Here is a 24,658-nt window from a genome sequence, read left to right as displayed (position 1 = left end):
GCAAGCCGTATCAACCCTGGCCTGCAATGTTACGGCTGTATCGGGTTGATACGGCTACCCCCTCCCAAGCGGACATCCGCAGTCTGTAGCGATCTTAAAACCCGGAAGGACACGCGCTCATGGCGACCACCAACGCAAGCAAGCCCATGACCGTTGCCGACTTCTGTGCCGAGCTGGGCATCGCCCGTTCCACCTTCTACGACTGGCGTGCGAAAGGCCGCGCCCCGCGCTGCCTCAAGCTGCCCAACGGCGACCTGCGCATCCGCCGCACCGACTACGACCGCTGGCTGACCAGCCTGGAGGACGCCGCCTGATGAACGCCAGCTACGACGTTCGCATCTGGAAAACCGAGGTCTACCAGGGGGCTGAGGTCAGCACCTACACCGTTCGCTGGCGGGTGGCCAAAGCGGCATTCAGAGCGCCTTTCCGCCTCAAGGCCCAGGCGGAGAGCTTCAAGGCGGAACTCACGGTCGCCGCCAACAAGGGCGAAGCGTTCAGCGTCGAGGACGGACGACCGCTCTCGTGGAAGCGCGATGAACAGGCCGTTAGCTGGTTCACGCTGGTCTGTGCCTACATGGATGCCAAATGGCCGTACGCGTCAGGCAACCACCGCAGAAGCATCGCTGAAGCCCTCACCGACGCGACTGAGGCGGTGTCGGCAGGGGGCAACGGGCGACCCGCTCAAAAGGAGCTCCGAGCCGCCCTGCGTGACTGGGTTTTCAGCACTCGCACGCGCGATGGCGAAAGGGGCCCCCGCAAGGACCAGAGCCCGGCGATCCGCTGGCTTGCCCCACCGGCGAACATTGAGCATGTGATCCGATGGCTACAGAACAACACCATCGACGTTCGCGAGCTGACGCAATCGAAGCACGGTGCCAGCCTCACCCGCTCGATCCTCGACCGCATCAGCCGGACGCAAGACGGCACTGCCGCCGCGGGCAACACCGCGAAGCGCAAGCGACAGGTCCTCAACAACCTCTTCAAGTTCGCCATAGAGATCAACGCCCTGACAGAGAATCCGCTCCACAACATCACGTGGACCAGGCCCAAGACGGAGGAAGCAGTAGACCCCGGCGTGGTCACCAATCCCACGCAGGCCCGCGCCATCCTCTCCGAAGTCGGCAAGGAAGGCGCCATGGGCAAGCGCCTCGTTGCCTTCTTCGGTTGCATGTATTACGCCGCACTCCGTCCGGAAGAAGTGATTGACCTGCGAAAAGAGAACATCGCAACGCTTCCCGATGCCGGTGGATGGGGTGCATTCATCCTGACCAATGTCGCCCCCGAGGTCGGAACCAAGTGGACCGACGACGGGAGTGCACGACAGCGCCGCGGGCTGAAGCACCGCGCGCCGAAGGCGAAGCGGTCAGTACCCATTCACCCCGATCTCGTTGCCCTGTTGCGCGCCCACATGGCCGAATTCCCTGCTGATCGAGAAGGCCGCATCTTCACTGGGCCCCGGCGCGGCATCATTCGTGACAGCACTTACCTCCCGGTCTGGCACGCGGCACGTAAGCGCGCCCTCACGCCCGCTGAGCGGGCGTCAGGCATCGCTGGCCGGCCGTACGACTTCCGGCATGCGTGCGTCTCCGCGTGGCTCAACGCCGGCGTGAACCCGCCCCAAGTTGCCGAGTGGGCTGGGCACGGTGTCGAGGTGCTGCTACGGGTCTACGCCAAGTGCATCTCTGGTGGGCAGGCCGAGGCCATGCGGCGCATCGAAGCAGCCCTACCACCGGTGTCGCCGAAGCCGCCGGACTCCCCCGAGCAGGCCCGCTGATCTTCAGCGCGTATTCAGCGTAGCCACCCGTAGGGAACCGGCGTGAGCCGTTGACAGCCGGACACAAAGCGAGAGGCCCGTCACCGCGTTTCCGCTGGTGACGGGCCTCTTCCCGCTGGTGTGGCAGGTGCAAGGTTCGAACTTGCGTAGGCTGAGCCGACGGTTTTACAGACCGCTCCCTTTGGCCACTCGGGCAACCTGCCGTGCCATCCGCTCTCGCGGCGACAGAAAGAAGAATAGCGGACTTCGGAGGTGCACGTGACACCGGTTTGTCCCGAGGCGAGTCCGAGTGCCCCCGCCCCCCGGCATAGGAGCCGTAGAGGGGGTGGATCGGGGAGGAGACGGGCGAACGGGATGGCGGGCGTAGGGGGCGAGCAAGGGGACGGGGTCCTGCACGGAGGGCCGATGCTGGCTAGGCTCGTTCGCTGGGTCCGGGCGTTTCGTGGGCCGGGCCGATTTCGCCGCAGCTGAGAGGATGGGTGCTTTGGCCGATTCATCTTTCGACATCGTTAGCAAGATCGACCGCCAGGAGGTCGACAACGCGCTCAATCAGACGGTCAAGGAGATCGGACACCGCTTCGACTTCAAGGGAACCGGGGCGAGCATCAGCTGGTCCGGGCAGGACAACATCGAGATCAAGGCGAACAGCGAGGAGCGGGCGGGTGCCGCGCTCGACGTGTTCAAGGAGAAGGTGGTCAAGCGGGGGCTCTCGCTGAAGATTCTCGACGCGGGCGAGCCCAAGCTGTCGGGCAAGGAGTACCGGATGCTGGTCAGCCTGAAGGAGGGCATCGACCAGGAGAACGCGAAGAAGATCTCCAAGCTGATCCGCGATGAGGGGCCGAAGGGGGTCAAGGCGCAGATTCAGGGCGAGGAGCTGCGGGTCAGCTCCAAGAAGAAGGACGACCTTCAGGACGTCATCTCCCTGCTGAAGGGCAAGGACCTGGACATCGCCCTGCAGTTCGTGAACTACCGCTAGCCCGAGGCATGCTGTACGGCTCCGAGCTGGCACACGACGATCGCGGAGAGCGTATCCGGGACACAGCACACCCTTGTGTCCCGGGGCCGCTCCGCCACATGGCCGGCGTGGAGGCGACGCCTGTCCGCGGCGTGGACCTTATGCTCGGTTAGCGTGACGAAGATCCCCCTGCGCCGGTTCACGGCTCGCGTGCTGCCCATCGACGAACAAGGCCGGGTTCTCCTGCTTCATGGCTTCGATCCGGCTCGCCCGGAGTTGCGGTTCTGGTTCACGATCGGCGGGGCCGTGGAGGGCGGGGAGACGCTGCAGGAGGCGGCGGCACGGGAGTTGTTCGAGGAGGTCGGGATCCGGGCCGGGGTGGCGGAGTTCACCGGGCCGCATGCGGAGGCGCTGATCGAGTTCGAGTGGGGTGAGTACGCCTTCACTCAGGATCAGTCGTTCTTCGCGATCCCGGTGGGCGACGCGGTCGTGTCGTTCGAGCACATGGAGCAGATCGAGAAGGACACGACGACGGAGTATCGGTGGTGGAGCGCCGAGGAGCTCGAGAGCACCGACGAGGTCGTGCATCCCGCGGATCTGGCGACCATCCTGCGGAAGATCAATGAAGACGACTGACGCCTGAGGGCGGTCAGCGGCGGTAGCCGGCCATGCGCTCGAGGCGCGCGACGCGCTCCGAGGTGGGCGGGTGGGTCGAGAACAGGCGGCCGAAGCCGGAGCCGCTGAACGGGTTCGCGATCATCATGTGCGAGGCCGAGGTGAGGCGGCTGTTCTCCGGGAGCGGCAGCCTGCGGGCGCCCATCTCGATCTTGCGGAGGGCCGAGGCCAGGGCCAGCGGGTCGCCTGTGAGCCTGGCGCCCGACTCGTCCGCCTGGAACTCCCGCGTCCGCGAGATCGCCATCTGCACCATCGTGGCCGCCACCGGGCCGAGCACCATCATCAGCAGCGCGCCCACGAAGCCGGGGCCCTCGTCGTCGTCCGAGCCGCCGAAGAAGACGGCCACGTAGCTGAGCCAGGTGATCATCGTGGCGAACGCGCCGGCCACGGAGGAGATGAGGATGTCCCGGTTGTAGACGTGGGACAGCTCGTGGCCGATCACGCCGCGCAGCTCGTCCTCGGTGAGCAGCTTGGTCAGGCCGTACGTCACGCACACTGCGGCCTGCCTGGGGCTCCGGCCGGTCGCGAAGGCGTTCGGCTGGACCGTCGGCGAGATGTACAGGCGCGGCATGGGCTGCCTGGCCTGCGTGGAGAGCTCGCGGACGATCCGGTAGAGAGTGGGATGCTCGACCTCGCTGACCGGTCTGGCCCGCATGGCGGACAGCGCGATGCGGTCGGAGAAGAAATAAGCGACGCCGTTGCTCACCAGAGCCAGCACGAACGCGATCCGTGCACCGGTGCCGCCGCCCAACCACGCGCCCACCGCGATGATCAGCGCCGACAGCCCGCCGAGCAGGATGGCGGTACGCAGACCGTTGTGGTGCACGGTTTCCCCCTCTCGTGGCTTGGGTTCACCACGGTTAACGAGCAAGACCCCGTGCTTCGTTCCCCGGTGTGCTCAGCCGAGGGCGGAGCGCGACTTGCCGTCCTGTCCCGGCGTGCTCAGCCGAGGGCGGTACGCGACTTGCCGTCCTGATCGGATCTCAGCCGAAAGCGGACAAAGAGGTCAGGTCGAGGACGAGCTGCGGCGCGATCGAGAAGAGCACGGCCGCCGCCAGGGCCAGGCCGACGGCCAGCCAGGCCGTCAGGGGCGGCCGGTAGGGGGACGGCTCCGCCCTGCCTGCCGGAGTGAAGAGGCGAGCCGTCCAGATGGCGTAGTAGTACAGGCCGATCACCGTGTTGACGGCCATGACCACCGCCAGCCAGCCGGCCCCGCCCTCGACGATCTCCCTGAACACGAAGACCTTGGCGAACAGCCCGGCCAGGCCCGGCGGCAGCCCTGCCAGGCAGACCAGGCAGAACGCCAGCGTGACGCCCGCCGCCGGGTGGCGCAGCGCCAGGCCGCGGTAGTCGTCGAGCTCGTTGCGGGCCGCGGTCCTGGACACGAGCATGACGACGGCGAACGCGCCGAGGTTCATGGCGGCGTAGATGACCAGGTAGGCCGTGGACGTGCCGACCGCGCCCGGCGTCGTGGCCGCCACCGCGAGCGGCGCCAGGATGTAGCCCGACTGCGCCACCGACGACCAGGCCAGCAGCCGTACGGCGGAGCGCTGGCGCATGGCCAGCAGGTTGCCCACGGTCATGGTCAGCGCCGACACGATCGCCACGATCGGGGTCCAGGTGGCGGACTGCCCGGACAGCGCGCTCACCAGGACGAGGATCAGCCCGGCGAACCCGGCCGCCTTCGAGATGACCGACAGCAGCGCCGCCACGGGGATGGGCGCCCCCTGGTAGACGTCGGCGGCCCACGAGTGGAACGGCACGGCGGCGATCTTGAAGGCGAAGCCGGCCGCCACGAGGACCACACCCACCGTGACCACCGCGGGCAGGTCCGTCCCTGGCGCCCCGAGCACGGTGCCCAGGCGCGACAGGTAGACCGAGCCCGCGATGCCGTACAGGAGGGACACACCGAAGAGCATGATCGCCGTGGACACCACCGACACGACGAACAGCTTCACGGCGGCCTCGGACGAGCGGCCGTCGTAGCGTCTGAGCGCGGTGAGGGCGAAGACCGGGAGCGAGACCAGCTCCAGCGCCACCACCAGCATGATCAGATCGCGGGACGCGGGCAGGGTCACGGCGCCGACGAGGGTGCACAGGAGCAGGAAGTACCACTCGCCGACGGGGATCTCGCCGCGCGCCAGCTCCGTCATCGACATCAGGACGACCACCACGGCCGCCGCCAGCACCAGGCCCGCGAACACCAGCGTGAACCCGTCCACGACGAACGAGCACAGCGCCGCGGACTGGGCCTGACCGCCGGCGAGCGCGGGCGGGACGCAGAACGTCGACCGCGGCGAGCCGGCCCCGGACGCCTGGACGGCCACGAACCCCAGCGCGACCAGGATGCCCGCCAGCGTGACGAGGCCCAGCCCCGCCCTCGTCCGCGGACGGGCCGGCAGGAACGCGTCGAGTAGCAGCACCAGCCCCGCCACCAGGGCGAGCACCAGCGGAGGCGCGATCAGGAAGTAGTCGATCTGCTGGATCATGAGAAGGCTCCCAGCAGGGTCTGCACGGGCGGGGTGCTGAGCGACAGCAGGAGGCCGGGCCACAGCCCGAACAGCAGGATCAGCACCACCAGGGGGGTCCACGCCGCCAGCTCGTACCCTCTGATGTCGTACCGGCGGACCTCGGGGAGCGTCGCGGTGGCGACGGGGCGTTCGTCGGTGGGCTCGTGGATCAGGTGGTCGTCCAGCGGCACGAGGTGGCCGGGCGCGGCGGCCCCCGCGACGGGGTCCGGCCGGCCGTGCGTGATGCGCGAGAGCATGACCAGGAAGTACGCGGCCGTCAGCACCGCGCCCAGCCCTCCGATCACCATGTACGTCAGGAAGAGGCCGCGCGGCAGCCCGTTCGCCGGCTGGAACGCCCCGAACAGCGCCAGCATCTCCCCCCAGAACCCCGCCAGCCCCGGCAACCCCAGCGACGCGATCGAGGCGAACGTGAGCACCGCGCCCAGCCGCGGCATCGTCGCCAGCATGCCGCCGCCCAGCGCCGGCATCTCCGAGGTGTGGTGGCGCTCCTTGATCGCGCCTGCCAGGAAGAACAGCAGGCCCGTGATCAGGCCGTGGGCGACGTTGGCGAAGAGGGCGCCGTTGATGCCGACGGGGGTCAGCGTGGCGAAGCCGAGCAGGACGAAGCCCATGTGGCCCACCGAGGAGTAGGCGATCATGCGTTTCAGGTCGCGCTGCGCCAGGCAGGCCAGGGCGCCGTACACGATGCCGACCACCGCGAACGCGCCCAGCCACGGTGCCACCGCCGCCGCCCCCTCGGGCAGCACGGGGATGGCGATCCTGGCGAAGCCGTACGTACCCATCTTGAGCAGCACCCCCGCCAGCAGCACCGAGCCGGCGGTGGGCGCCTCCGTGTGGGCGTCCGGCAGCCAGGTGTGCAGCGGCCACATGGGCGTCTTGACGGCCAGACCGATGCCGATCGCCACGAACGCGAGGATCTGGATGGATCTCGGCATGCCCGCGCCGTGGGCCGCGCTCAGCGCCTCGATGTCGAGCGTGCCGGTCTGCGCCCACACCAGGAGGAGGCCGAGCAGCATGACGACCGAGCCGAGCAGCGTGTAGAGGATGAACTTGATCGACGCCGCCCTGCGCCCCCCGCCGCCCCAGATGCCGATCAGGAAGTACATCGGGATGAGCACGATCTCGAAGAACACGAAGAAGAGCAGCAGGTCGAGGGCGAGGAACGTGCCGATCATGCCGACTTCGAGCACGAGCATGGTGAACACGAGCGCCCTCGGCCTGGCACTCATGAACGCCGTGGTGCCGGACGCGCTGCCCCACCGCAGGTAGACGAAGCACAGGAACGTCAGCAGCGCCGTCAGCACGATCAGCGGCAGCGAGACGCCGTCGATGCCCAGGTGGAAGCGAAGCCCCAGCCCCGGGATCCACGGCCAGTCGGCCTCGTACTGCATCCGGGCGGGCGCGCCGTAGTCGAACATCGCCAGGAGCGCGAGGCTCAGCGCCAGCGTGACGCCTGAGAAGATCAGCCCGTACGCGCGGAGCACCCCGCGCAGCGCTCGCGGCGACAGGACCAGCAGGAGGGCGCCCAGCAGGGGTACGGCCAGGAGCGCGACCGGGATCCAGCCCATCATGCGACTCCCCTCGGGTCGGTGCCGTGCCTGGCCGTCATGCCCGCCCTCGGCTCGATGCCGTGCCCGGCCGTCACGTGAACACCACCGCCCCTACCGCGATCAGGAGGACGCCGGCCAGCACGCCGCTCACGTAGAGCTGGACGTTGCCGTTCTGGGCCAGGCGCAGCACGCCGGACAGCCTCCGGGCCGACTTGCCCGAGCCGCGCACCGCACCGTCCACGACCACGTCGTCCGTCCTGACCACCAGCCTGGCCAGGGCGAGCACCGGGCCGACGAACAAGGCGGTGTACAGGGTGTCGACGTAGAAGGCGCGCTCGCAGGGCGCCCGCAGCGGGCCCAGCAGGCGGGCCGGGTCGGTGAGGGGGTTCGTGCGCCAGAAGAGGTAGACCGCTCCCGCGCCGAGCGCCGTGAGGACGACGCTGATGGCCGCCACGCCGAGGTCGAGGTGCGGCTCGCCGGCGAAGCCCAGCAGCAGGGCCGGGGCCGCGAGCAGGATGACGGGGACGAGCATCGTGCGCGGGGCCTCCCTGACGTCCACGACGTGGGCGGTGCCGGGCTCCGGCTCGGGGAGCGCCACGGCTCGCACCTCGCCGAAGAAGGTGCGCAGCCAGGCTCTGGTGGCGTACGCGCCGGTGACGGCCACGGTCGCGAGCGCGCAGCCGTACAGCAGGAAGGCGGCCGCGTCGGTGAGGCCGCCGCCCGACAGCGCGTCGTCCATGGCCAGCAGGACGCCGTCCTTGCTGAAGAAGCCGCTGGCCGGCGGGATGCCCATGAGGGCTGACAGGCCGATCGTCATCGTGACGAACGTGATGGGGAGCTCGCGGCGCAGGCCGCCCATCTGGGTCATCAGGTTCGAGCCGACGTGGTGGATCACCGCGCCCGCGCAGAGGAACAGCAGCGCCTTGAACGCGCCGTGGGTCAGCAGGTGGAAGACGGCCGCGGTGTCGGAGCCCGCGGCCAGGCCGCCCGCCATGTAGGCGAGCTGGCTGACCGTGGAGTAGGCGAGGACACGTTTCAGGTCGTCCTGGGCGAGCGCGGCCAGCGCGGCGCCCAGCATGCCCAGCGCGGCGATGACGGCCAGCACGTCGAGCGTGGGACGGGCGGCCAGGAACGCCGGGAACAGCCTGGCCACGATGAAGATGCCGGCGGCGACCATGGTGGCGGCGTGGATCAGGGCGCTGATCGGCGTCGGGCCCGCCATCGCGTCGGGGAGCCAGGTGTGCAGCGGCACCTGGGCGCTCTTGCCCGCCACGCCGGCCAGCAGCAGCATCGTGGCCGTCACCAGGGTGGCCGCGGACATCTCGGGCACCCTCGCCAGCACGTCGGTGATGCGGAAGCTGCCTGCCGCCATGCCGAGCACGAAGATGCCGAACAGGAAGCCGACGTCGCCGAGGCGGGTGACCAGGAACGCCTTCACCGCGGCGCGTGAATTGTCCCGGTCCTCCCACCAGTGGCCGATGAGGAGGTAGGAGCACAGGCCCATGATCTCCCAGCCGACGTAGAGGACCAGGAGGTCGCCCGCGTACACGACCAGGAGCATCGCGCTGGTGAACAGGCTGATGAAGGCGCTGTACGAGGGGTAGCGGGGGTCGTCCTTGAGGTAGCCGACCGAGTAGACCTGGACGGCGAGGGCCACGAGGGTCACCAGGACGCCGATGACGCTCGACAGGGCGTCGGCCTGGAGGGTGAGCGAGATCGGGATGCCGCCGGTGACGATCGTGCCGTAGGTCTGGCCTGTGGGTGGGGCGGGGGTGCCGGAGAAGTAGGCCAGGCCCGGGGTCCAGGCCAGGGCCAGGGTGAGGATCGCCGAGGCGGCCGTGGGGAGGATCGCGATCCAGGCGGCTGTGGCGTTCGCCGATCGGTGGCCTGGTGTCGTGCCTTCATGTTGTTGCTGGGTGAGCGGCGCTCGGCCGCGCTGGCCACCGCTGGGTGTTCGGCTGTGCTGGTCGGCGCTGGGTGCTCGGCCGCGCTGGTCGGCGAGCTGCGCTCGCCGGTGCGGCAGGCGGGAGAGCAGGAGGCCCGCGAAGGCGGCGGCGAAGGGCAGGAGTACGGCCAGCAGCGGGAACGTCGTCATGGTGTGCCGCCTCCTCCTCGCTTGACGGGAGCTCCTTGGTCGTCATGGTGGTCGTTGGCCTGGACGGCCTCCGCCGGGGCGGGCAGGCGCACGGGGACCGGTTGCGGCTGTGGTGCTTCCGGGTGGGCGTCGTCGTCCGGCTCCGCGAGGTCGCGCAGGTGGTCGAGGTCAACAGTGCGGCGGTTCCTGTACAGGGCCAGCACGATCGCCAGGCCCAGGCCCACCTCCGCGGCGGCGATGACGATGACGAAGAGGGTGAGCACCTGGCCGCTGTGCAGGCGGTCGGCCAGCCAGACGTCGAACGCCACCAGGTTGAGGTTGACGGCGTTGAGCATGAGCTCGACCGACATCAGGACGAGGATGGTGTTGCGGCGGGCGAGCACACCGTAGACGCCGATGGAGAACAGGAGCGCGGAGACGACCGCCGGGTAGACGATGTGCACTAATGGCCCCCGCTCTGGTCGGGTGGTGGGTCGTCCGTTGGCCGGTCAGGTGGTGGAGTGCTCTGCGGCTGGTCGGGCGGCGAGGTGCTTCGCGGCTGGTTCGGTGGTGAGGTGCTTCGCGGCTGGTTCGGTGGTGAGGCGCCGTTCGGGCGGGGCGTGGGCGAGGTGGGCTTCGGTGCGGACGGGGTGTCGGGCTGGGGCGGTGCGCCGCCGGGGATGTCCGTACGGGACAGGACGATGGCGCCGATCAGCGCGGCCAGCAGCAGCACCGACAGGGCCTCGAACGGCAGCACCCAGGTGGCGAACACGCTGGCCCCGATCTCCTTCGCGGATCCCGGGCCGGGGGTGAGGGGGGCGTAGGCCGTACGGAAGCCGTCGATCACCACCGTGACGAGGATCGCCGCCGTCCCTACCGCCACCAGCGCCGAGACCAGCCTGTTGCCGCTGTCGAGGTCGGCGGAGCGCCCGATGGGAGCGCGCGTGAGCATGATGCCGAACAGCAGCAGCACGACCACGGCACCCACGTAGATGAGCACCTGCACCCAGGCCACGAACTCGGCGGTCAGCACCAGGTAGCCGCCCGCCAGCGCGCCGAAGCAGACCACCAGCCAGAGGGCGGCGTGGACGAGTTGTCTGGTCGTGACGACAAGCAGCGCCGATCCAACCGCTACCGCTCCCAGCAGCAAGAAGACGATCTCTTGCCCGGTGGGTGACAGGTAGGAGGGCACCGCCTCGGTCACGACTCCTCCTCGGACTCCTCCGGCTCATCAGGGCCGAGCCGCCCCGGCGGTCGGATGGACCGTGGATCGGCCATCCTGCGCCGGCGTGGGCTCGCGGCAGAAGTCTGCTCCTTGTTTTCGGGCTCCGGTCGCGATTCGGCCCCGGCTGTGGACAACTTGTCTTCAGGTGGTTGTCCTGTGGATGACGCTTGGTCTCGCGACTCGTCCGGGGGCTGGGGACGCTCGGGGCCTTCTCCTCGCGGCCGGTCCTGCTCCGTGGCCGCCTGCGGTCGAGGCTCGTCCGTGGCCGCCTGTGGTCCAGGGGTGGCGTTCTCGGGCGTGGACGGGAGGGCGCCCGGGGGGCGGATGCCTCGTACGTTCGTCATCGGGCGGCGGGAGCGGCGCGACGGAGGCGCGGCGGAACTGGACTCGGGCGCGCCGGAAGCGGATTCGCCTGTCGCCTCAGAGGGCGGTTCGCCGGTCGTCGTGCGTGGAGCGGCCTCGGTGCTCGTCGCGGGGGTCTGGTCCTCGGTGGCGGGCGGGCGCGTGGAGGTGGCGGCGCGGGGGCGCTGAGCTGCGGGGGTACGGGCCGGGCGGTCGGCGGCCGGGCGCCGGGGAGCGGCCGTCAGCTCCTTCGGGGGCGCGGCGCCGGCGTCGTGGGCCGGAGGCGGCGGAACGGCTTGTACCCAGGTGGCCAGCTTGTCCTTCTCATGGAGGAGGTTACGGATGTCGCCTTCCGCGTACTCGAACTCCGGAGCCCAGAAGAGCGCGTCGAAGGGGCAGACCTCGATGCAGATGCCGCAGTACATGCACAGGGCGAAGTCGATGGCGAAACGGTCGAGGACGTTGCGCTGGCGGGCGCGGCCGCCCTCAGGGGCCGGGATCGTCTCCTTGTGGGAGTCGATGTAGATGCACCAGTCGGGGCACTCTCGGGCACAGAGCATGCAAGAGGTGCAGTTCTCCTCGACCAGGGCGATAACGCCTCGACTGCGGGGCGGCAGATCGGGCTTGACCTCGGGATATTGCTGTGTGACTGATTTGCGCAGCATGTGGCGAAGGGTGATGGACAGCCCCTTTGCCAGTCCGACTCCCGGAATCCGCGCCATGGTTCAACATCATGACGTACTTGGCCACGTACGTGAATGAGCCAGCGCATTGTCCCCAGGTTTTCCACAGCTATCCACAGGCTGGCGGGTAGTTATCCACAACCTGTGTGCATGCCCGATATGAGCCTCGGCATGGCGATAGTCTCTCCGCCATGCACCAAAGCCATCCCGTCCACCCCAGTAGCCTGAGGTGGACGGCTGCCGTCGTGTGGGCTTGCCTGCCCCTGTTCACGTGCGGCCTGGCGACCCCGTTCACGATCGGGATCGCGGCTTTCTGGCTGCGCAACATCTGGCACGGCGTGGCCGCAGCCGTTTATCTGGTGTGCATCGGCTCGTTCCTGATCGCCGTGATGGCGTACGACACCTATGAGGAGATCCCCGCAGCGCTGTCCCTCGTCACCACGGTCGGCTTCTTCGCCAGCTGGATCGGCGGGGTCATCCACTCCGGCATCCTCGTGCCGTTCATGGCCCGCGCCCGGCTCACGGGGCCGTCGTACCATGCGGTGGACCTGCGCCAGCGCACCACGGCGCCCAGCCACCAGCGCAGGCCGGGAGATCCGGAGTGGGTCGGCCACTACCGGGTGCTCCAGCAGCTCGGGCGTGGCGGCCAGGGGTCGGTCTACCTCGCCATGGCGCCCAACGGGGTGCGGGTCGCCGTGAAGGTGCTGCACGACCTGGTGGACGAGACGGCGCGGGCGAGGTTCGCGCGGGAGGTGGAGGCGGCACGGCGGGTGGCGACGTTTTCCACAGCCCGCGTGCTCGATGTGAACATCACGGGGCAGCACGCGTACATCGTCAGCGAGTACGTGGAGGGGCCGTCGCTGGAGCAGCTCGTCAAGAAGTACGGCCCGCGTGACGAGGACAGCCTGACGCGGCTGGCGTTGTCCACGGCGGGCGCGCTGGCGGCGATCCACAAGGCGGGGGTCGTTCATCGCGACTTCAAGCCGAGCAACGTCCTGATCGGGCATGACGGTCCACGGGTGATCGACTTCGGCATCGCGCGGGCGCTCGATCAGGTCACGATGACGGCGGGGAAGATGGTGGGGACGCCGCCGTACATGTCGCCGGAGCAGCTGACGGGGGCGGCGGTGGGGCCGGCGTCCGACGTGTTCAGCTGGGCCGTGACGATGATGTTCGCGGCGACGGGGCGGCCGGCGTTCGGGGAGGACACGGTGCCTGCGGTGTTCCATCGGGTGCTCACGTTTCATCCCGACTTATCGCCACTGCCTCCCGCGTTACGCGGCATCGTGAAGGCCTGCCTCAACAAACAGCCTGAGGAACGACCCTCGGCCTCGGACGTGATGCTCGCGATCGTCCGCTGAGCCCGACGGGTGTGGGGGTCCAGGGCTGCCAGGCCCTGCAGGGTTGGGGGCTTCTGGCCTGAGGTGGGGTGCTGGTCGTATCTGTAGTGGTAGAGGCGGACGGGGGTCAGGTTGATGGAATCGCCTGATGCCTCGTCGGTGACCGTCAGGTTCTGGTGGTTGTCTGAGGTCAGGGTTGTTTGCGGGCAGTGGCTGTCTTTTGTGGCGCCGGCGCTTGGGCGGAGTTGGTTCACTCGTCGTCTCCCCGTAGGGGCCCCTTGTTTTGCTACGACGAATAAGGCGGGCATAAGGGTTCCTGGGGATGTTGAGGGCTCAGGGAGGGGGTTCGTGCGCGCGACGAGGGGGTGGATGGCGTCGGTCCAGTTTGCGGGTGAGCGTTATGGGTGGGTGTTCTCAGGGGGTCGGTGTAGCGGGTGAGGCAGTGTGGCGCGCCGGCGAACGGGGTGGGCGAGCTGTCCGTGATCGATGCTTGTGGAAGCATGGCGCGGGTGGAAGAGGTGGGGCGGTACTTCGTTGTTCGGGATGGGTACGCGCTTTACCAGGGGCCTGTGACCGAGGGCGCTGTTCACCGGCACGCTGCTTTTCAGGTCGTCATCGGGGTTCGTGGTGATGTGACCGTGGAGGACGCGTCCGGGATGCCTTATCGCGGTGGGGCGTTGGTGGTGGCGCCGATGGTTGGTCATCGGTTGTTGGCGAATGAGGCGGTGCGGACTTTCTTCGTTGAGCCACATAGTGCGTTCGCTGATCGGTTGCGGGTGCGTTGTGGTGATGGCATCAGGTCGGCTCCTGAGATGACGGGGCTTCTTGAGGAGGATGTTCGGGTCGGGGGTGCTTCTGGGGAGCTTGATGGGCGGTTGCTGCTGGCGATGCGCCGGATGACGGAGGAGGGGATGTCGATGGTGGATCTTGCTGCTGAGGTTGGGCTTTCCTCTCCGCGCCTGCGGGCGTTGGCGCGGCGGCAGTTGGGGATGCCGCTCACGCGTTGGCGGATCTGGCAGCGGTTGGCTCGGTCGGCGGAGGTGTTGCGTGAGGGTGGGGCGCTGAGCGGGGCGGCGTTCGCGGGTGGTTTCGCTGATCAGGCTCACTTCAGCCGGGAGATGCGGCGGATGATGGGGCTCACGCCTTCGGAGGTGGTTCGGGCTGTGCGGGGTTAAGGGCGGCGGGCGGTGTAGATCGAGATCGAGCCGTTGATCGTGGGGATGGTGTCGGGCTCTTGTACCTGGTGGAAGCCGACGTCGGTCATAAGATCGGGAAGGGCTCCGTCGGCGTTGAATTGTGTGTCTTCCTTGCCGTCCGCTAGTTGCACGATGCGGAAGGCCAGGCGCATCAGGCGGGTGCGTTGGAGGCCGAAGTCGGCGATCACCAGCTTGCCGCCTGGGCGGAGGGTTTCGAGCATGGAGATGAGGATCGCGCGCTTCATCGGCACTGGGCATTGGTGGAAGACGAGGCTGGAGACGATGATGTCGGCGGTCTGCGGGGCGATGATGTCCGTCAGGGCGTTGCCCATGCCGGTGTGCCATTCCACCTGATCGGTGCCGGCCGCTGTGGATTTCTGGCGGGCGGTTGTGAGCATCTTCGGGTCCGGGTCGACACCTATGACGCGGGCTGTGGGCTCGATGCGGTGGAGGAGTAGGGCCAGTGAGCCTGTGCCGCAGCCGACGTCGATGATCACGGCGTTGGGGGTGGGGGCTGCGTGCATGGCGGTCATGCTGCGCCACAGGCGTTCGCGGGTTAGGGCGATCACGGCGTCGTAGAGCTTGGGGAGGGAGAGGCGGCCCAAGGCGGGGGTGAAGGTTCTCTCGGTCATGGAGAGAGTGTGGGTTGTGGTGGCTTGGGCGGTCTTGAACGAATCGCTCGCGTGGGGTGGGGTTGGGGTTCCGCGGGGGGAGGGGCCATGCCGTGGCTCTCTGGGCATGTGGACGCGTGAGTTTGCGGGCGTGTGGACGCGCCCCGGCGGTGGGTGCTTGGGCGGTGGGTGCTTGGGCGGTCAGCGTGTGAGCGTGTGAGCGCGTTCGGATGCATGAGCGATCTGCGTGTTGGCATGTGGGCGTGTGGGCGCACTGGTCGTCGAGCGTTCGGACATGCGGGCGGACGCACGGGCACGCGGACGTACGGGCAGGTGGCATGCGGGCGAGTGGGCATGCGGGCAGGTGGGCAGGTGGGCGTACAAAGTGCGGGGTTGGAGGGCTGGGGTGGTGTGGCGGGGTGGTCCGTCAGGTGAGGACCTTGACGATGCCGGTGAGGGCCAGTTGGGCGAGGGCGAGAGGGACCAGGACTGCCCAGGCCAGTTTCTGGAGTTGGTCCTCGCGCAGGCGTGGGAACGTGACGCGGAGCCAGATGACGAGGAAGGCCAGGAAGAAGACCTTCAGGAGCGTCCACAACCAGCCAGGAAGGAACGGGCCCTGCCAGCCGCCTAGGAACAATACGGTGGTCAGGAAGGACAGGACGACGATGCCGGCGTATTCGGAGAGCATGAAGAGGGCGAAGCGCATGCCGGTGTACTCGGTCATCGGGCCCATGATGATCTCGGATTCGGCGATGGGCATGTCGAACGGGGGGCGGCGGAGTTCGGCTAGGCCGGCCAGGAAGAAGACGATGGCGCCGATCGCCTGCCAGGGGAGCCACCACCACTGCCAGGCTTCGACGATCCCGGGGAGTGACAGGGTGCCCGCCGCCATGGCGACCGAGGAGGCGGACAGGACCAGGGGCAGCTCGTACGACATGAGCTGGGCGGCGGAGCGCATGCCGCCGAGGACGGAATACTTGTTGGCCGAGGCCCAGCCGGCCATGATCGAGCCGAGGACGCCGATGCCCATGACGGCGAGGACGAAGAAGAGGCCGAGGTCGAGGTGCACGGCGACGCGATCGCGGTCGATGGGGATCACGATCAGGACGACCAGGTACGGGACGAGGGCCACGCCTGGGGCGATCATGAAGATGCGGCGGTCGGCCGCTGCCGGGACGATGTCCTCCTTCTGTGCGAACTTCACCCCGTCGGCGATGAGCTGCGCCCAGCCGTGGAAGCCTCCCGCGTACATGGGGCCGAGCCTTGACTGCATGTGGGCCATGACCTTGTGCTCGGTCTGGCCGATGATCAAGGGCAGGACCAGGAACACGACGAGGATGACGACGAAGCTCAGCACCACTTCAAGCATCGGGTGGCCCCCAGTCGGCTGGAACTCCTGGTGGAAGGGTCTTGCGGCGGCTCGGCGCGCCGTGGCCTGACTCGCCCGGCTCCTTGGCGCCCGGCCAGGGCTTGGCGACTCGGGCGGCCAGGATGAAATCCTTGCGGAGCGGGTGACCCTCGAAGCCGTCGGGGAGGAGGAGCGGGACGAGGTTCGGGTGGCCGTCGAAGATCACGCCGAACATCTCGTACGTCTCGCGTTCGTGCCAGTTCGCGCCGCGGTAGATGTCGACGGCGGTGGGGAGGTGCGGGTTGTCGCGCGGTACGTGGGTGCGCAGGAGCAGGCGGTGGCCCGCGGCCGGGTTGTAGACGTGCGCGACGATGGCGAACGATTCCGGTGGGGCGTCCACGCCGGTCAGCCAGTCGAAGAAGGTGAACTGCAGGGCGTCGAGGACGTGGGTGAGCAGGGCGAGCCAGTCGGTGGGGGCGACGTCGATCGTGGTGTCGCCGAAGGACTGGGAGATTTGGGCGCGGTCGCCGAAGTGTTCGGTGATGGCGGTTGTCGGGGGTGGGGTGCTGGTGGTTGACCGGGGTTGGGTGTCGGTGGTTGTCCCGGGTTGGGTGCCGGTGGTTGTCCCGGGTTGGGCGCTGGCGGTTGGAGTGTTGGGGGCTGCGGGGGTGTTCGGGGGTGGGGTGGTGTCGTCGGTGCCTGTGTCGGCGCCGTCGCTTGGGCTCGGGGTGTGGTCGTCGCCGGTGTCGTTGGTGGTCACCGTTGCGGCTCCTGGTCCGAGGCTTGGGGCTGGTGCGGGCGGGGCTCGGGGTAGCGGTCGCTGAGCCGTTCGGCGGCGATCTTCTCCTGGAGCTTGGTGATGCCGTACAGGAGGGCTTCGGGACGGGGTGGGCAGCCGGGGACGTAGACGTCGACGGGGATGATCTGGTCCACGCCGTTGGTGACGCAGTACGAGTCCCAGTACGGGCCGCCGGAGTTGGAGCAGGCGCCGAACGAGATGACGTACTTGGGGTCGGGCATCTGCTCGTACAGCCGCTTCACGGCCGGGGCCATCTTGTCGGTGACCGTTCCTGAGACGATCATGAGGTCGGCCTGTCTCGGGCCGTTCGCGAACGGGATGACGCCGAAGCGGATGAAGTCGTGGCGGCTCGTCGAGGCGGCGATGAACTCGATGGCGCAGCAGGCCAGCCCGAAGTTGAAGACCCACAGCGAGTAGCGGCGGCCCCAGTTGAGGACGAAGCGCATGGGTTTGGGCGCCAACCGTGAGATCGGGCCCACGGTGGGCATCGGGAGATCCGTTGCTGCCATATGGCCATTCTTGCGCGGATCACTGGTCAGGCAAAGGAAGGGAGGGGGCCTGAAGTGGGGGTGGGTGCAGTTGAGGGTGGGGGGTCACGGCGGGGTTGGGTGGAGGTGAGGGTTAGTGGTGGCGTGGAGGTGAGGGTTAGTGGTGGCATGGAGGTCGGCGGTAGAGGGCCGACTGGGCGTCTTCTCTGATTGATGTCAGCGGTAGAGGGCTGATTGGGCGTTTTCTCTGATTGATTGGGCTACGCGGAGTGTGACCGCCTTGAGTTCGTCGTCGATCGCCGGCATGTCGCTGGGCAGTAGGCGGGCCTCTGCGTACGGCAGCGCGTTCACGTGCTCGATCCGCAGGTAGGTGGGCGGGTGGGTGCGATCGACGCGGAGTTCCTCCAAGCGGGCGGCACGGCGGCGGCGCTCCAGTTCGGAGGCGGGGACGGCGTCGACGGCGGTGCGGAGGGCCGTCCAGAGGTGCTCGGGCTTGGTGGTGTGGGCGCTCGTCTCCAGGAATCTGATGACGGACGGCAACCTGGTGGTCGTGGCGTCCAGGAGTGAGGCCATGGCTGGGATGCCTGCCACGCGGGTGCCCAGTTCGTCGGCGCGGTACTCGGCGCGTTGGGACGAGCGGTACAGCAGGAGCTCCATCGTCGCCATGAGGGCACGGACGGGGAGGCCGAGGAGGGCGAGCAGGGACTCGGCGAGGAGGTGGGCCAGGCCGTCGCCTTCCCTCCAGTCGAAGCGGGTCACGTCTGTCAGGACGGCGAGCGAGTGGAGTGCGCTGCCGACGACGAAGCCGTGGCGGCTGTCGCCGTTGCTTGCGTGGGCCAGTTCGTGGGCGAGGAGGGCGACTCGTTCCTGTGGGGTGAGGGTCAGCCACATGGGGTAGCCGATCTCGATCAGTGGGCGTCGGCGCCAGCCGTAGGTGCGGGATGAGGCGTTCGGCTCGCCGCTGATGGCTACCGCGTCGGTGCGTGGGGCGCCTGTTTCGGTGGCTATGCGGTCGAGCAGGGCGAACAGGTGTGGGGCTGTTTCTCGGGTGAGGGGTTGGGTGTCAGGTGGGAACGGGGCGGGGCGGGGGCGTAGGAGCCAGGCGAGGTCCAGGGCTACCAGGGCCGGGAGGATGGCGAAGAGGGCGCCGCGGGTGAGGAGGTAGATGCCTAGGAGGAGGAAGGCTGGGGTTAGGAGGTGGGTCAGGAGGGCGAGGGTGAAGACGATGGCGCGGGCTGTTCCTGGGCGGGTGGAGGAGCTGGGGCTGGCGGCGTGGGCGGGTTGGGGTGCGGGGGCGGGATCGTGAACGCGTGCGGGGGCGGGATCGTGAGCGGGTGATGGGGCGAGGTCGTGGGCGGGGGCGGGATCGTGAGCGGGTGATGGGGCGAGGTCGTGGGCGGGGGCGGCATCTGGGCCAGGACTGGCGGGGGTGGACACGTTGGCCGGGGTGGAAAGGATGGCGGGCGGCGTGGTGACGGGCGGCGTGGTGACGGGCGGCGTGGTGACGGGCGGTGTCGTGCGGGGGGTCGCGGTGGCGGTGGGCGTGGCGGCGGGGGTCGCGGTGGATGTTACGGGCGTAGCGGTGACAGGGGTGGCGGAAGCTGCAGTGCCGGAAGTCGCGACGGCGGATGTCGCGGTGGCAGAGGTGGTGGTGGCGGCAGAGGTGGTGGGGTGAGGAGGGGGCGTGGCTGGGGTGGTGTTGGTAGTGGGGCGTTGGGGGGCGTGGGTGCGGAGTACGTCCTCATGAAGCCCACGCACCACCCACCCCTCTAACCGCGCGAACCGCCTCCCCCGCCCCCCATCAACAACCCCCGAGACACCAGGCACCACATTCCACTCACAAGACGCACACCATTCGGGATAGAACGGCTCGCTCTCAAGACGCCCACGGCACTCAGGACAGGCGGACATGGCACAGCAAGATAGCCACCCGCACCACCGCCCCCGCCCGAAGACCCCCTACGTCCAGGACAGAACGCGCTTGCGCCAGGCGTACAGAATCCCCAACGCGATGAACCCCAAGAACACGAACATCTCCACCAACGTGGTGACCCCGTACCCAGGCGCATCGAAGACGGTGGCCCACGGGAACAGGAACACGGCATCCACCGCGAACACGACGTACAGGTACGTGAAGACGTAGTACCGCACCTGCGACTGCGCCCACCCCTCCCCCACAGGATCGACCCCGCACTCGTACGTGGTCAGCTTCTCCGGGGTGGGCCTGCTGGGGCGGAGGAGGCGGTTGGCGAAGAGGGCGCCGGCCACGATGGCGACGCCGACGGCGAGGAGCGCGGCGACGAGCACGTAGGACCCGAAGTAGCCGTCCATGAAGGGATGGTAACCCGCCACCGCTGAGGTACCCAGCGTGGTCAAAGTGTCCGGAGCTTTCACACAAAATCGGGGTAAATCGGAAGATCGGCGGCATACCCTGACAGGCATGTACAAATCGCGGCTCTTCTCCGGAATCGCTCTGCTGGCCCTCTCGGCCTCGGGGTGCGGTCTGGCCGTCGCCTCCCCCGAGAGGGGCATGGTGATCCCGGCGGAGCCGACGATGATCGACTTCGTCGACCCGGCGACCGTCATCGGCCTGTCCACCAGGACCCTGACCGAAGGCGACAACCCCGGCAGCAGGTACGTGCACATCAACTACCCCGAGTTCGCCGGCGCCACCGCGCTCAACCGCGAGCTGCGCGCCCAGGCAGAGCGGCAGTTGCGGGAGTTTCGGGCGCGCACCCGCGACGGCGGGCCCGTCAGCCCGCGCCCCGAGCTGAACGTGGACTGGCAGCTGGCCGCCTCCTCCCCCGAGGCCGTCGCGGTGCGGCTGCGTACCGGGGAGTTCCAGGGCGAGAGCTGGGCCAACTCCACGCGGACGGTCTGGTTCGACCCGCATACGGGCCGGGCGACGGGGTCCACCGGATTGCTCGCGGGGGACGCGGCGCTGCGGCGGTTCGCGGCGCTGGTCAGGGAGCAGCTCAAGGAGCGTGGGGGGCAGGTCGAGCGCGACGGGGTGACGGCCGGGAGCGAGAAGTTCGACTCGATGGCGTTCAACCGCCGGGGCGACCTGGTCGTGGAGTTCGACGACTGCCAGCTCGGGCCGTGCTCGCTGGGCCGCGTGGCGGTGGCGGTGCCGGCCGCGCGGGTGACGCCGCTGCTGTCGGAGCTGGGACGGCGGGCTCAGCGCAGCGTGCGGGAGAACCGGACGCACGGCGGGGACACCCCCACCTTCACCCCCACGACCGACCCCGACGCCGTCAGCAACCGGGCGGGCAGCGTGGACTGCGCGAAGGTCAAGTGCGTGGCGCTGACGTTCGACGACGGGCCGGGGCCGTACACGGGCAGGCTGCTCGACCTGCTGAAGCAGGGGCGGGCGCGGGCGACGTTCTTCGTCGTGGGCAGCAACGCGACGGCGCAGCCGGCGGTGGTGCGGCGGATGAGCGTGGAGGGCCACCTCGTCGGCAACCACACGTGGGCCCATCGGGACCTGTCGAAACAGGGCAGCAGCAAGATCACCGACACGCTCGTCAAGACGGGCGACACGGTATCGGGCATCATCGGGCAGACGCCGAAGCTCGTGCGGCCGCCGTACGGGGCGGTCAGCCAGCAGGTGGGCAACGTCGCCCGCGAGATGGGATTGTCGCTGGTCACCTGGGACATCGATACGGACGACCAGAACGGGGCCAAGGTCAAGGACATCGCGGACCGGGCCGTGCGTGAAGCTCATCCAGGTGCGATCATTCTCATGCACGACATTCATCGGGAAACCGTGGATGCGGTTCCGGACATCCTCAAAAGGTTGCGCGGGAAGGGTTACAGCTTCGTGACCGTTCCTGAGTTGTACGGCTCTGTGGGGATGCAGGCCGGACGCCTGTACCGGTCAGGGAACGAGCTGCCACGCAAGCAGCCCCTGACATAGCGCATGTGTTGGGGGGACGTATAGTTGGCGCTCGTGACCCGAACCGTCCTGTTCGCCCGCCTGCATGTAGACCTCTGCAGGCTCGCGTCCGGGCTGTGTCGTCGTTCTCCCACCTCACCCTGACTGAACTCCGACCGCGTTTACCCGCTTTGCGCGGCATGCAAACGCGTGACCTTCCGAGGATCTAGCATGGATACAGAGAACGCGCCCGAAGCAACCGCGCATAGGCGCGTCGAGGAGGACTGAGCTGTGACGAAGCAGGTCCAGCAACTCGACCGCGTGATCATCAGATTCGCCGGCGACTCCGGCGACGGCATGCAGCTGACCGGTGACCGCTTCACCGCCGGCACGGCGGAGTTCGGCAACGACCTGTCGACGCTCCCCAACTTTCCCGCTGAGATCCGCGCGCCCGCAGGCACCCTGCCCGGTGTGTCGAGCTTCCAGTTGCACTTCGCCGACCACGACATCCTCACGCCCGGCGACGCGCCGAACGTGCTCGTGGCCATGAACCCCGCCGCGCTCAAGGCCAACCTGGGCGACCTGCCCAGGGGCGCGGACATCATCGCCAACACCGACGAGTTCACCAAGCGCAACCTGCAGAAGGTCGGCTACGCCGCCAACCCGCTGGAGGACGACTCGCTGAGCGAGTGGCGCGTGCACGCGGTGCCGTTGACCTCGCTGACCGTCAAGGCGCTCGAGGGCTTCGACCTGTCCAAGAAGGACGCGGAGCGCTCGAAGAACATGTTCGCCCTCGGGCTGCTGTCGTGGCTCTACCACCGGCCGACCGAGGCCACGATCAAGTTCCTCGAGCAGAAGTTCGCCAAGAAGCCGGACATCGCCAAGTCCAACATCGCGGCCTTCCAGGCCGGCTGGAACTACGGTGAGACCACCGAGTCGTTCTCGGTCTCGTACGAGGTCAAGCCGGCGCAGCTGGCACCCGGCGTCTACCGCAACATCTCCGGCAACCAGGCGCTGGCCTACGGCCTGATCGCGGCGAGCGTGCAGTCGAAGCTGCCGCTGTTCCTCGGCTCCTACCCGATCACCCCGGCCAGCGACATCCTGCACGAGCTGTCGAAGCACAAGCGGTTCGGCATTCGCACGTTCCAGGCCGAGGACGAGATCGCGGGTGTCGGCGCGGCGCTCGGGGCCGCGTTCGGCGGCGCGCTCGGCGTGACGACGACGAGCGGCCCCGGCGTGGCGCTGAAGAGTGAGACGGTCGGCCTGGCGGTCATGACCGAGCTGCCGCTGATCGTGGTGGACGTGCAGCGGGCCGGGCCCAGCACGGGCATGCCGACCAAGACCGAGCAGACCGACCTGCTGATGGCCATGTTCGGGCGCAACGGTGAGTCGCCGGTGCCGATCGTGGCGCCGATGTCGCCGAGCGACTGCTTCGACGCGGCGGTCGAGGCGGCCAGGATCGCCATCAAGTACCGCACTCCGGTCATGTTGCTCTCGGACGGCTACCTGGCCAACGGCTCCGAGCCGTGGCGCCTGCCGGAGGTGTCGGATCTGCCCGACATCTCACAGGAGTTCACCGTCGAGCCGAACGGCGCCGACGGCGAGTACCTGCCGTACAAGCGTGACACCGAGACCCTCGCCCGCCCGTGGGCCATCCCCGGCACCGCCGGGCTGGAGCACCGCATCGGCGGCATCGAGAAGGCCGACGGCACCGGCAACATCTCCTACGACCCGAACAACCACGACCTGATGGTCCGCACCCGGGCTGCCAAGATCGCCGGCATCGACGTGCCCGACCTCGACGTCGACGACCCCGACGGCGACGCGAGCGTGCTGGTGCTCGGCTGGGGCTCGACGTACGGGCCGATCGCCGCGGCCGTCCGGCGCATCAGGCGCAACGGCGGCAAGGTCGCGCAGGCCCACCTGCGCCACCTCAACCCGCTGCCCGCCAACACCGGCGAGGTGCTCAAGCGCTACGACAAGGTGCTGCTGCCCGAGATCAACCTCGGCCAGCTCGCCCTGCTGCTGCGGGCCAGGTACCTCGTGGACATCATCAGCTACAACCGTGTGCGCGGGCTCCCGTTCAAGGCCGAGGAGCTGGCCGGAGTCATCCAGGACGTGATCGACAGTGACTGAGCTGGTGAACGGGAGGGGCCTGTCGCTCGTCCCGAAGACCGACGTCAAGCAGGGCCTGAAGGACTTCAAGTCCGACCAGGAGGTGCGCTGGTGCCCGGGTTGCGGTGACTACGCGATCCTGGCCGCGGTGCAGAGCTTCCTGCCCGAGCTGGGGCTCAAGCGCGAGAACATCGTGTTCGTCTCCGGCATCGGGTGCTCCTCGCGCTTCCCGTACTACCTCAACACCTACGGCTTCCACTCCATCCACGGCCGGGCGCCGGCGATCGCCACCGGGCTGGCGGCGAGCAGGCCCGACCTGAGCGTGTGGGTGATCACGGGTGACGGTGACGCGCTGTCGATCGGCGGCAACCACCTGATCCACGCGCTGCGCCGCAACGTCAACCTGAACATTCTGCTGTTCAACAACCGGATCTACGGGCTGACGAAGGGCCAGTACTCGCCCACCTCCGAGGTCGGCAAGATCACCAAGTCGACGCCGATGGGCTCGCTGGACAAGCCGTTCAACCCGATCTCGCTGGCCATCGGCGCCGAGGCGTCGTTCGTGGCCAGGACCATCGACTCCGACCGCAAGCACCTGCAGTCGGTGCTGCGCGAGGCCACCGCCCACCGCGGCACGTCGCTGGTCGAGATCTACCAGAACTGCAACATCTTCAACGACAACGCCTTCGAGCAGCTCAAGGATCCTGAGGTCCGCGACGACATCACGCTGCGCCTGGAGCACGGGCAGCCGATCGTGAGCGCCTCGAAGGCCGTCGTGCGCGGCCCGAACGGCGGTGTCGAGGTGGTGGCCCGCGACAGCGTGAGCGAGGACCAGATCCTCGTGCACGACGCGCACAACCCCGACCCGTCGGTGGCGTTCGCGCTCAGCAGGCTCGACGAGCCGGCCTTCGAGCACGTGCCGATCGGGATCTTCCGCAGCGTGGACCGGCCGTCGTACGAGTCGCTGATGGCCGACCAGCTTGAGGAGTCCGTGGCGCAGAAGGGCCCCGGCGATCTGAGTGAGCTGCTGCTGGGTGGCGACACCTGGCGCATCGGCTGATTTTTCGCGACTATGCCG

The 24,658-nt window shown here is 68.5% G+C and carries 23 protein-coding genes, 1 tRNA gene and 1 pseudogene; 11 read left to right on the top strand and 14 right to left on the bottom strand.

The window, feature by feature from the left end:
- Nucleotides 1–119 precede the first annotated feature (119 nt).
- Together LCN96_RS02780 and LCN96_RS02775 are read left to right on the top strand one after the other, a co-directional pair.
- Nucleotides 120–314: a helix-turn-helix transcriptional regulator gene (locus tag LCN96_RS02780; protein WP_225271016.1), complete on the top strand. Its 195-nt coding sequence runs from the start codon at nucleotides 120–122 to the stop codon at nucleotides 312–314.
- Nucleotides 314–1,774, top strand: coding sequence for a tyrosine-type recombinase/integrase (locus tag LCN96_RS02775; RefSeq protein ID WP_225271015.1), 1,461 nt, complete (start codon nucleotides 314–316; stop codon nucleotides 1,772–1,774). The genes LCN96_RS02780 and LCN96_RS02775 overlap by 1 nt, the downstream gene beginning before the upstream one ends.
- 121 nt (nucleotides 1,775–1,895) lie before the next feature.
- On the opposite strand, the gene LCN96_RS02770 is transcribed toward LCN96_RS02775, so the two are convergent.
- Nucleotides 1,896–1,977: transfer RNA gene (locus tag LCN96_RS02770), tRNA-Tyr, on the bottom strand.
- Between the two features lie 281 nt (nucleotides 1,978–2,258).
- Between LCN96_RS02770 and LCN96_RS02765 the strand changes: the two genes are divergently transcribed.
- A complete protein-coding gene (locus LCN96_RS02765) occupies nucleotides 2,259–2,750 on the top strand; it encodes a YajQ family cyclic di-GMP-binding protein (protein WP_225271014.1) in 492 nt (163 codons plus the stop codon).
- Between the two features lie 75 nt (nucleotides 2,751–2,825).
- A complete protein-coding gene (locus tag LCN96_RS02760; protein WP_318528345.1) occupies nucleotides 2,826–3,365 on the top strand; it encodes an NUDIX hydrolase in 540 nt (179 codons plus the stop codon).
- 13 nt (nucleotides 3,366–3,378) lie between these two features.
- Here the strand turns inward: LCN96_RS02760 and htpX are convergent, their stop codons facing one another.
- The 7 genes and pseudogenes from htpX to LCN96_RS02725 form a co-directional block, all read right to left on the bottom strand.
- Entirely contained in the window at nucleotides 3,379–4,230 is an 852-nt protein-coding gene (gene htpX, locus LCN96_RS02755) for a zinc metalloprotease HtpX (RefSeq protein WP_225271012.1), read from the bottom strand.
- 157 nt (nucleotides 4,231–4,387) lie between these two features.
- Nucleotides 4,388–5,893: an NADH-quinone oxidoreductase subunit N gene (locus LCN96_RS02750; protein ID WP_225271011.1), complete on the bottom strand. Its 1,506-nt coding sequence runs from the start codon at nucleotides 5,891–5,893 to the stop codon at nucleotides 4,388–4,390.
- Nucleotides 5,890–7,503 carry a complex I subunit 4 family protein gene (locus LCN96_RS02745; protein WP_225275908.1) on the bottom strand — a complete coding sequence of 538 codons (1,614 nt, stop codon included), beginning with the start codon at nucleotides 7,501–7,503 and terminating at the stop codon, nucleotides 5,890–5,892. Before LCN96_RS02745 ends, LCN96_RS02750 begins: the two co-directional genes overlap by 4 nt.
- A 73-nt stretch (nucleotides 7,504–7,576) precedes the next feature.
- A complete protein-coding gene (locus LCN96_RS02740) occupies nucleotides 7,577–9,580 on the bottom strand; it encodes an NADH-quinone oxidoreductase subunit 5 family protein (protein WP_225271010.1) in 2,004 nt (667 codons plus the stop codon).
- 125 nt (nucleotides 9,581–9,705) lie between these two features.
- A pseudogene (gene nuoK / locus LCN96_RS57060) lies at nucleotides 9,706–10,023 on the bottom strand (NADH-quinone oxidoreductase subunit NuoK); the annotation flags it as partial.
- Nucleotides 10,023–10,763, bottom strand: a complete 741-nt coding sequence (locus LCN96_RS02730) for an NADH-quinone oxidoreductase subunit J family protein (RefSeq protein WP_225271009.1) — start codon at nucleotides 10,761–10,763, stop codon at nucleotides 10,023–10,025. The pseudogene nuoK and the gene LCN96_RS02730, both read right to left, overlap by 1 nt.
- Nucleotides 10,760–11,848, bottom strand: coding sequence for a 4Fe-4S binding protein (locus tag LCN96_RS02725; protein WP_225271008.1), 1,089 nt, complete (start codon nucleotides 11,846–11,848; stop codon nucleotides 10,760–10,762). Before LCN96_RS02725 ends, LCN96_RS02730 begins: the two co-directional genes overlap by 4 nt.
- A 206-nt stretch (nucleotides 11,849–12,054) precedes the next feature.
- On the opposite strand from LCN96_RS02725, the gene LCN96_RS02720 reads away from it, so the two are divergent.
- Both LCN96_RS02720 and LCN96_RS02715 read left to right on the top strand, forming a co-directional pair.
- Entirely contained in the window at nucleotides 12,055–13,170 is a 1,116-nt protein-coding gene (locus tag LCN96_RS02720; protein ID WP_225271007.1) for a serine/threonine-protein kinase, read from the top strand.
- Nucleotides 13,171–13,649: 479 nt separating this feature from the next.
- A complete protein-coding gene (locus LCN96_RS02715) occupies nucleotides 13,650–14,324 on the top strand; it encodes a helix-turn-helix domain-containing protein (protein WP_225271006.1) in 675 nt (224 codons plus the stop codon).
- Here the strand turns inward: LCN96_RS02715 and LCN96_RS02710 are convergent.
- The 5 genes from LCN96_RS02710 to LCN96_RS02690 form a co-directional block, all read right to left on the bottom strand.
- Complete coding sequence (locus LCN96_RS02710; RefSeq protein ID WP_225271005.1) at nucleotides 14,321–14,977, bottom strand: class I SAM-dependent methyltransferase; 657 nt, start codon at nucleotides 14,975–14,977, stop codon at nucleotides 14,321–14,323. The genes LCN96_RS02715 and LCN96_RS02710 overlap by 4 nt on opposite strands.
- A gap of 406 nt (nucleotides 14,978–15,383) precedes the next feature.
- On the bottom strand, nucleotides 15,384–16,325 hold the full coding sequence (gene nuoH / locus LCN96_RS02705; RefSeq protein WP_225271004.1) for an NADH-quinone oxidoreductase subunit NuoH: 942 nt from the start codon (nucleotides 16,323–16,325) through the stop codon (nucleotides 15,384–15,386).
- The gene (locus LCN96_RS02700) at nucleotides 16,318–17,064 is read right to left on the bottom strand and encodes an NADH-quinone oxidoreductase subunit C (protein WP_225271003.1); all 747 of its coding nucleotides are present in this window, start codon (nucleotides 17,062–17,064) and stop codon (nucleotides 16,318–16,320) included. Before LCN96_RS02700 ends, nuoH begins: the two co-directional genes overlap by 8 nt.
- On the bottom strand, nucleotides 17,061–17,591 hold the full coding sequence (locus LCN96_RS02695; RefSeq protein WP_311132194.1) for an NADH-quinone oxidoreductase subunit B: 531 nt from the start codon (nucleotides 17,589–17,591) through the stop codon (nucleotides 17,061–17,063). Before LCN96_RS02695 ends, LCN96_RS02700 begins: the two co-directional genes overlap by 4 nt.
- 216 nt (nucleotides 17,592–17,807) lie before the next feature.
- Nucleotides 17,808–19,028: a M48 family metalloprotease gene (locus tag LCN96_RS02690; protein WP_263657432.1), complete on the bottom strand. Its 1,221-nt coding sequence runs from the start codon at nucleotides 19,026–19,028 to the stop codon at nucleotides 17,808–17,810.
- Between LCN96_RS02690 and LCN96_RS02685 the strand changes: the two genes are divergently transcribed.
- Nucleotides 19,021–19,266, top strand: a complete 246-nt coding sequence (locus LCN96_RS02685; RefSeq protein ID WP_225271002.1) for a hypothetical protein — start codon at nucleotides 19,021–19,023, stop codon at nucleotides 19,264–19,266. The genes LCN96_RS02690 and LCN96_RS02685 overlap by 8 nt on opposite strands.
- A gap of 284 nt (nucleotides 19,267–19,550) precedes the next feature.
- On the opposite strand, the gene LCN96_RS02680 is transcribed toward LCN96_RS02685, so the two are convergent.
- Nucleotides 19,551–19,922 carry an NADH-quinone oxidoreductase subunit A gene (locus tag LCN96_RS02680; RefSeq protein ID WP_225271001.1) on the bottom strand — a complete coding sequence of 124 codons (372 nt, stop codon included), beginning with the start codon at nucleotides 19,920–19,922 and terminating at the stop codon, nucleotides 19,551–19,553.
- Between the two features lie 109 nt (nucleotides 19,923–20,031).
- Between LCN96_RS02680 and LCN96_RS02675 the strand changes: the two genes are divergently transcribed.
- The 4 genes from LCN96_RS02675 to LCN96_RS02665 all read left to right on the top strand — a co-directional run bounded on the left by LCN96_RS02675 (nucleotide 20,032) and on the right by LCN96_RS02665 (nucleotide 24,640).
- Nucleotides 20,032–21,507, top strand: a complete 1,476-nt coding sequence (locus tag LCN96_RS02675) for a polysaccharide deacetylase family protein (protein WP_225271000.1) — start codon at nucleotides 20,032–20,034, stop codon at nucleotides 21,505–21,507.
- 33 nt (nucleotides 21,508–21,540) lie between these two features.
- Complete coding sequence (locus LCN96_RS57310) at nucleotides 21,541–21,630, top strand: putative leader peptide (protein WP_311132193.1); 90 nt, start codon at nucleotides 21,541–21,543, stop codon at nucleotides 21,628–21,630.
- A gap of 126 nt (nucleotides 21,631–21,756) precedes the next feature.
- Nucleotides 21,757–23,601 carry a 2-oxoacid:acceptor oxidoreductase subunit alpha gene (locus LCN96_RS02670; protein WP_225270999.1) on the top strand — a complete coding sequence of 615 codons (1,845 nt, stop codon included), beginning with the start codon at nucleotides 21,757–21,759 and terminating at the stop codon, nucleotides 23,599–23,601.
- Nucleotides 23,594–24,640: a 2-oxoacid:ferredoxin oxidoreductase subunit beta gene (locus LCN96_RS02665; protein ID WP_225270998.1), complete on the top strand. Its 1,047-nt coding sequence runs from the start codon at nucleotides 23,594–23,596 to the stop codon at nucleotides 24,638–24,640. Before LCN96_RS02670 ends, LCN96_RS02665 begins: the two co-directional genes overlap by 8 nt.
- Nucleotides 24,641–24,658: the final 18 nt, after the last annotated feature.

Source organism: Nonomuraea gerenzanensis, assembly GCF_020215645.1.
In the GTDB taxonomy this organism is placed as follows: domain Bacteria; phylum Actinomycetota; class Actinomycetes; order Streptosporangiales; family Streptosporangiaceae; genus Nonomuraea; species Nonomuraea gerenzanensis.
Note: the sequence above shows the minus strand (reverse complement) of the source record. Positions and strands in the feature narration are given on the sequence as shown.

What these genes read in the sequence shown, in the direction of transcription:
- LCN96_RS02780 (WP_225271016.1), top strand. Translation starts at nt 120, where the DNA reads ATGGCGACCACCAACGCAAGCAAGCCCATGACCGTTGCCGACTTCTGT.
- LCN96_RS02775 (WP_225271015.1), top strand. Translation starts at nt 314, where the DNA reads ATGAACGCCAGCTACGACGTTCGCATCTGGAAAACCGAGGTCTACCAG.
- LCN96_RS02750 (WP_225271011.1), bottom strand. Translation starts at nt 5,893, where the DNA reads ATGATCCAGCAGATCGACTACTTCCTGATCGCGCCTCCGCTGGTGCTC.
- LCN96_RS02745 (WP_225275908.1), bottom strand. Translation starts at nt 7,503, where the DNA reads ATGGGCTGGATCCCGGTCGCGCTCCTGGCCGTACCCCTGCTGGGCGCC.
- LCN96_RS02740 (WP_225271010.1), bottom strand. Translation starts at nt 9,580, where the DNA reads ATGACGACGTTCCCGCTGCTGGCCGTACTCCTGCCCTTCGCCGCCGCC.
- LCN96_RS02725 (WP_225271008.1), bottom strand. Translation starts at nt 11,848, where the DNA reads ATGGCGCGGATTCCGGGAGTCGGACTGGCAAAGGGGCTGTCCATCACC.
- LCN96_RS02715 (WP_225271006.1), top strand. Translation starts at nt 13,650, where the DNA reads ATGGCGCGGGTGGAAGAGGTGGGGCGGTACTTCGTTGTTCGGGATGGG.
- LCN96_RS02710 (WP_225271005.1), bottom strand. Translation starts at nt 14,977, where the DNA reads ATGACCGAGAGAACCTTCACCCCCGCCTTGGGCCGCCTCTCCCTCCCC.
- nuoH (WP_225271004.1), bottom strand. Translation starts at nt 16,325, where the DNA reads ATGCTTGAAGTGGTGCTGAGCTTCGTCGTCATCCTCGTCGTGTTCCTG.
- LCN96_RS02695 (WP_311132194.1), bottom strand. Translation starts at nt 17,591, where the DNA reads ATGCCCACCGTGGGCCCGATCTCACGGTTGGCGCCCAAACCCATGCGC.
- LCN96_RS02680 (WP_225271001.1), bottom strand. Translation starts at nt 19,922, where the DNA reads ATGGACGGCTACTTCGGGTCCTACGTGCTCGTCGCCGCGCTCCTCGCC.
- LCN96_RS02675 (WP_225271000.1), top strand. Translation starts at nt 20,032, where the DNA reads ATGTACAAATCGCGGCTCTTCTCCGGAATCGCTCTGCTGGCCCTCTCG.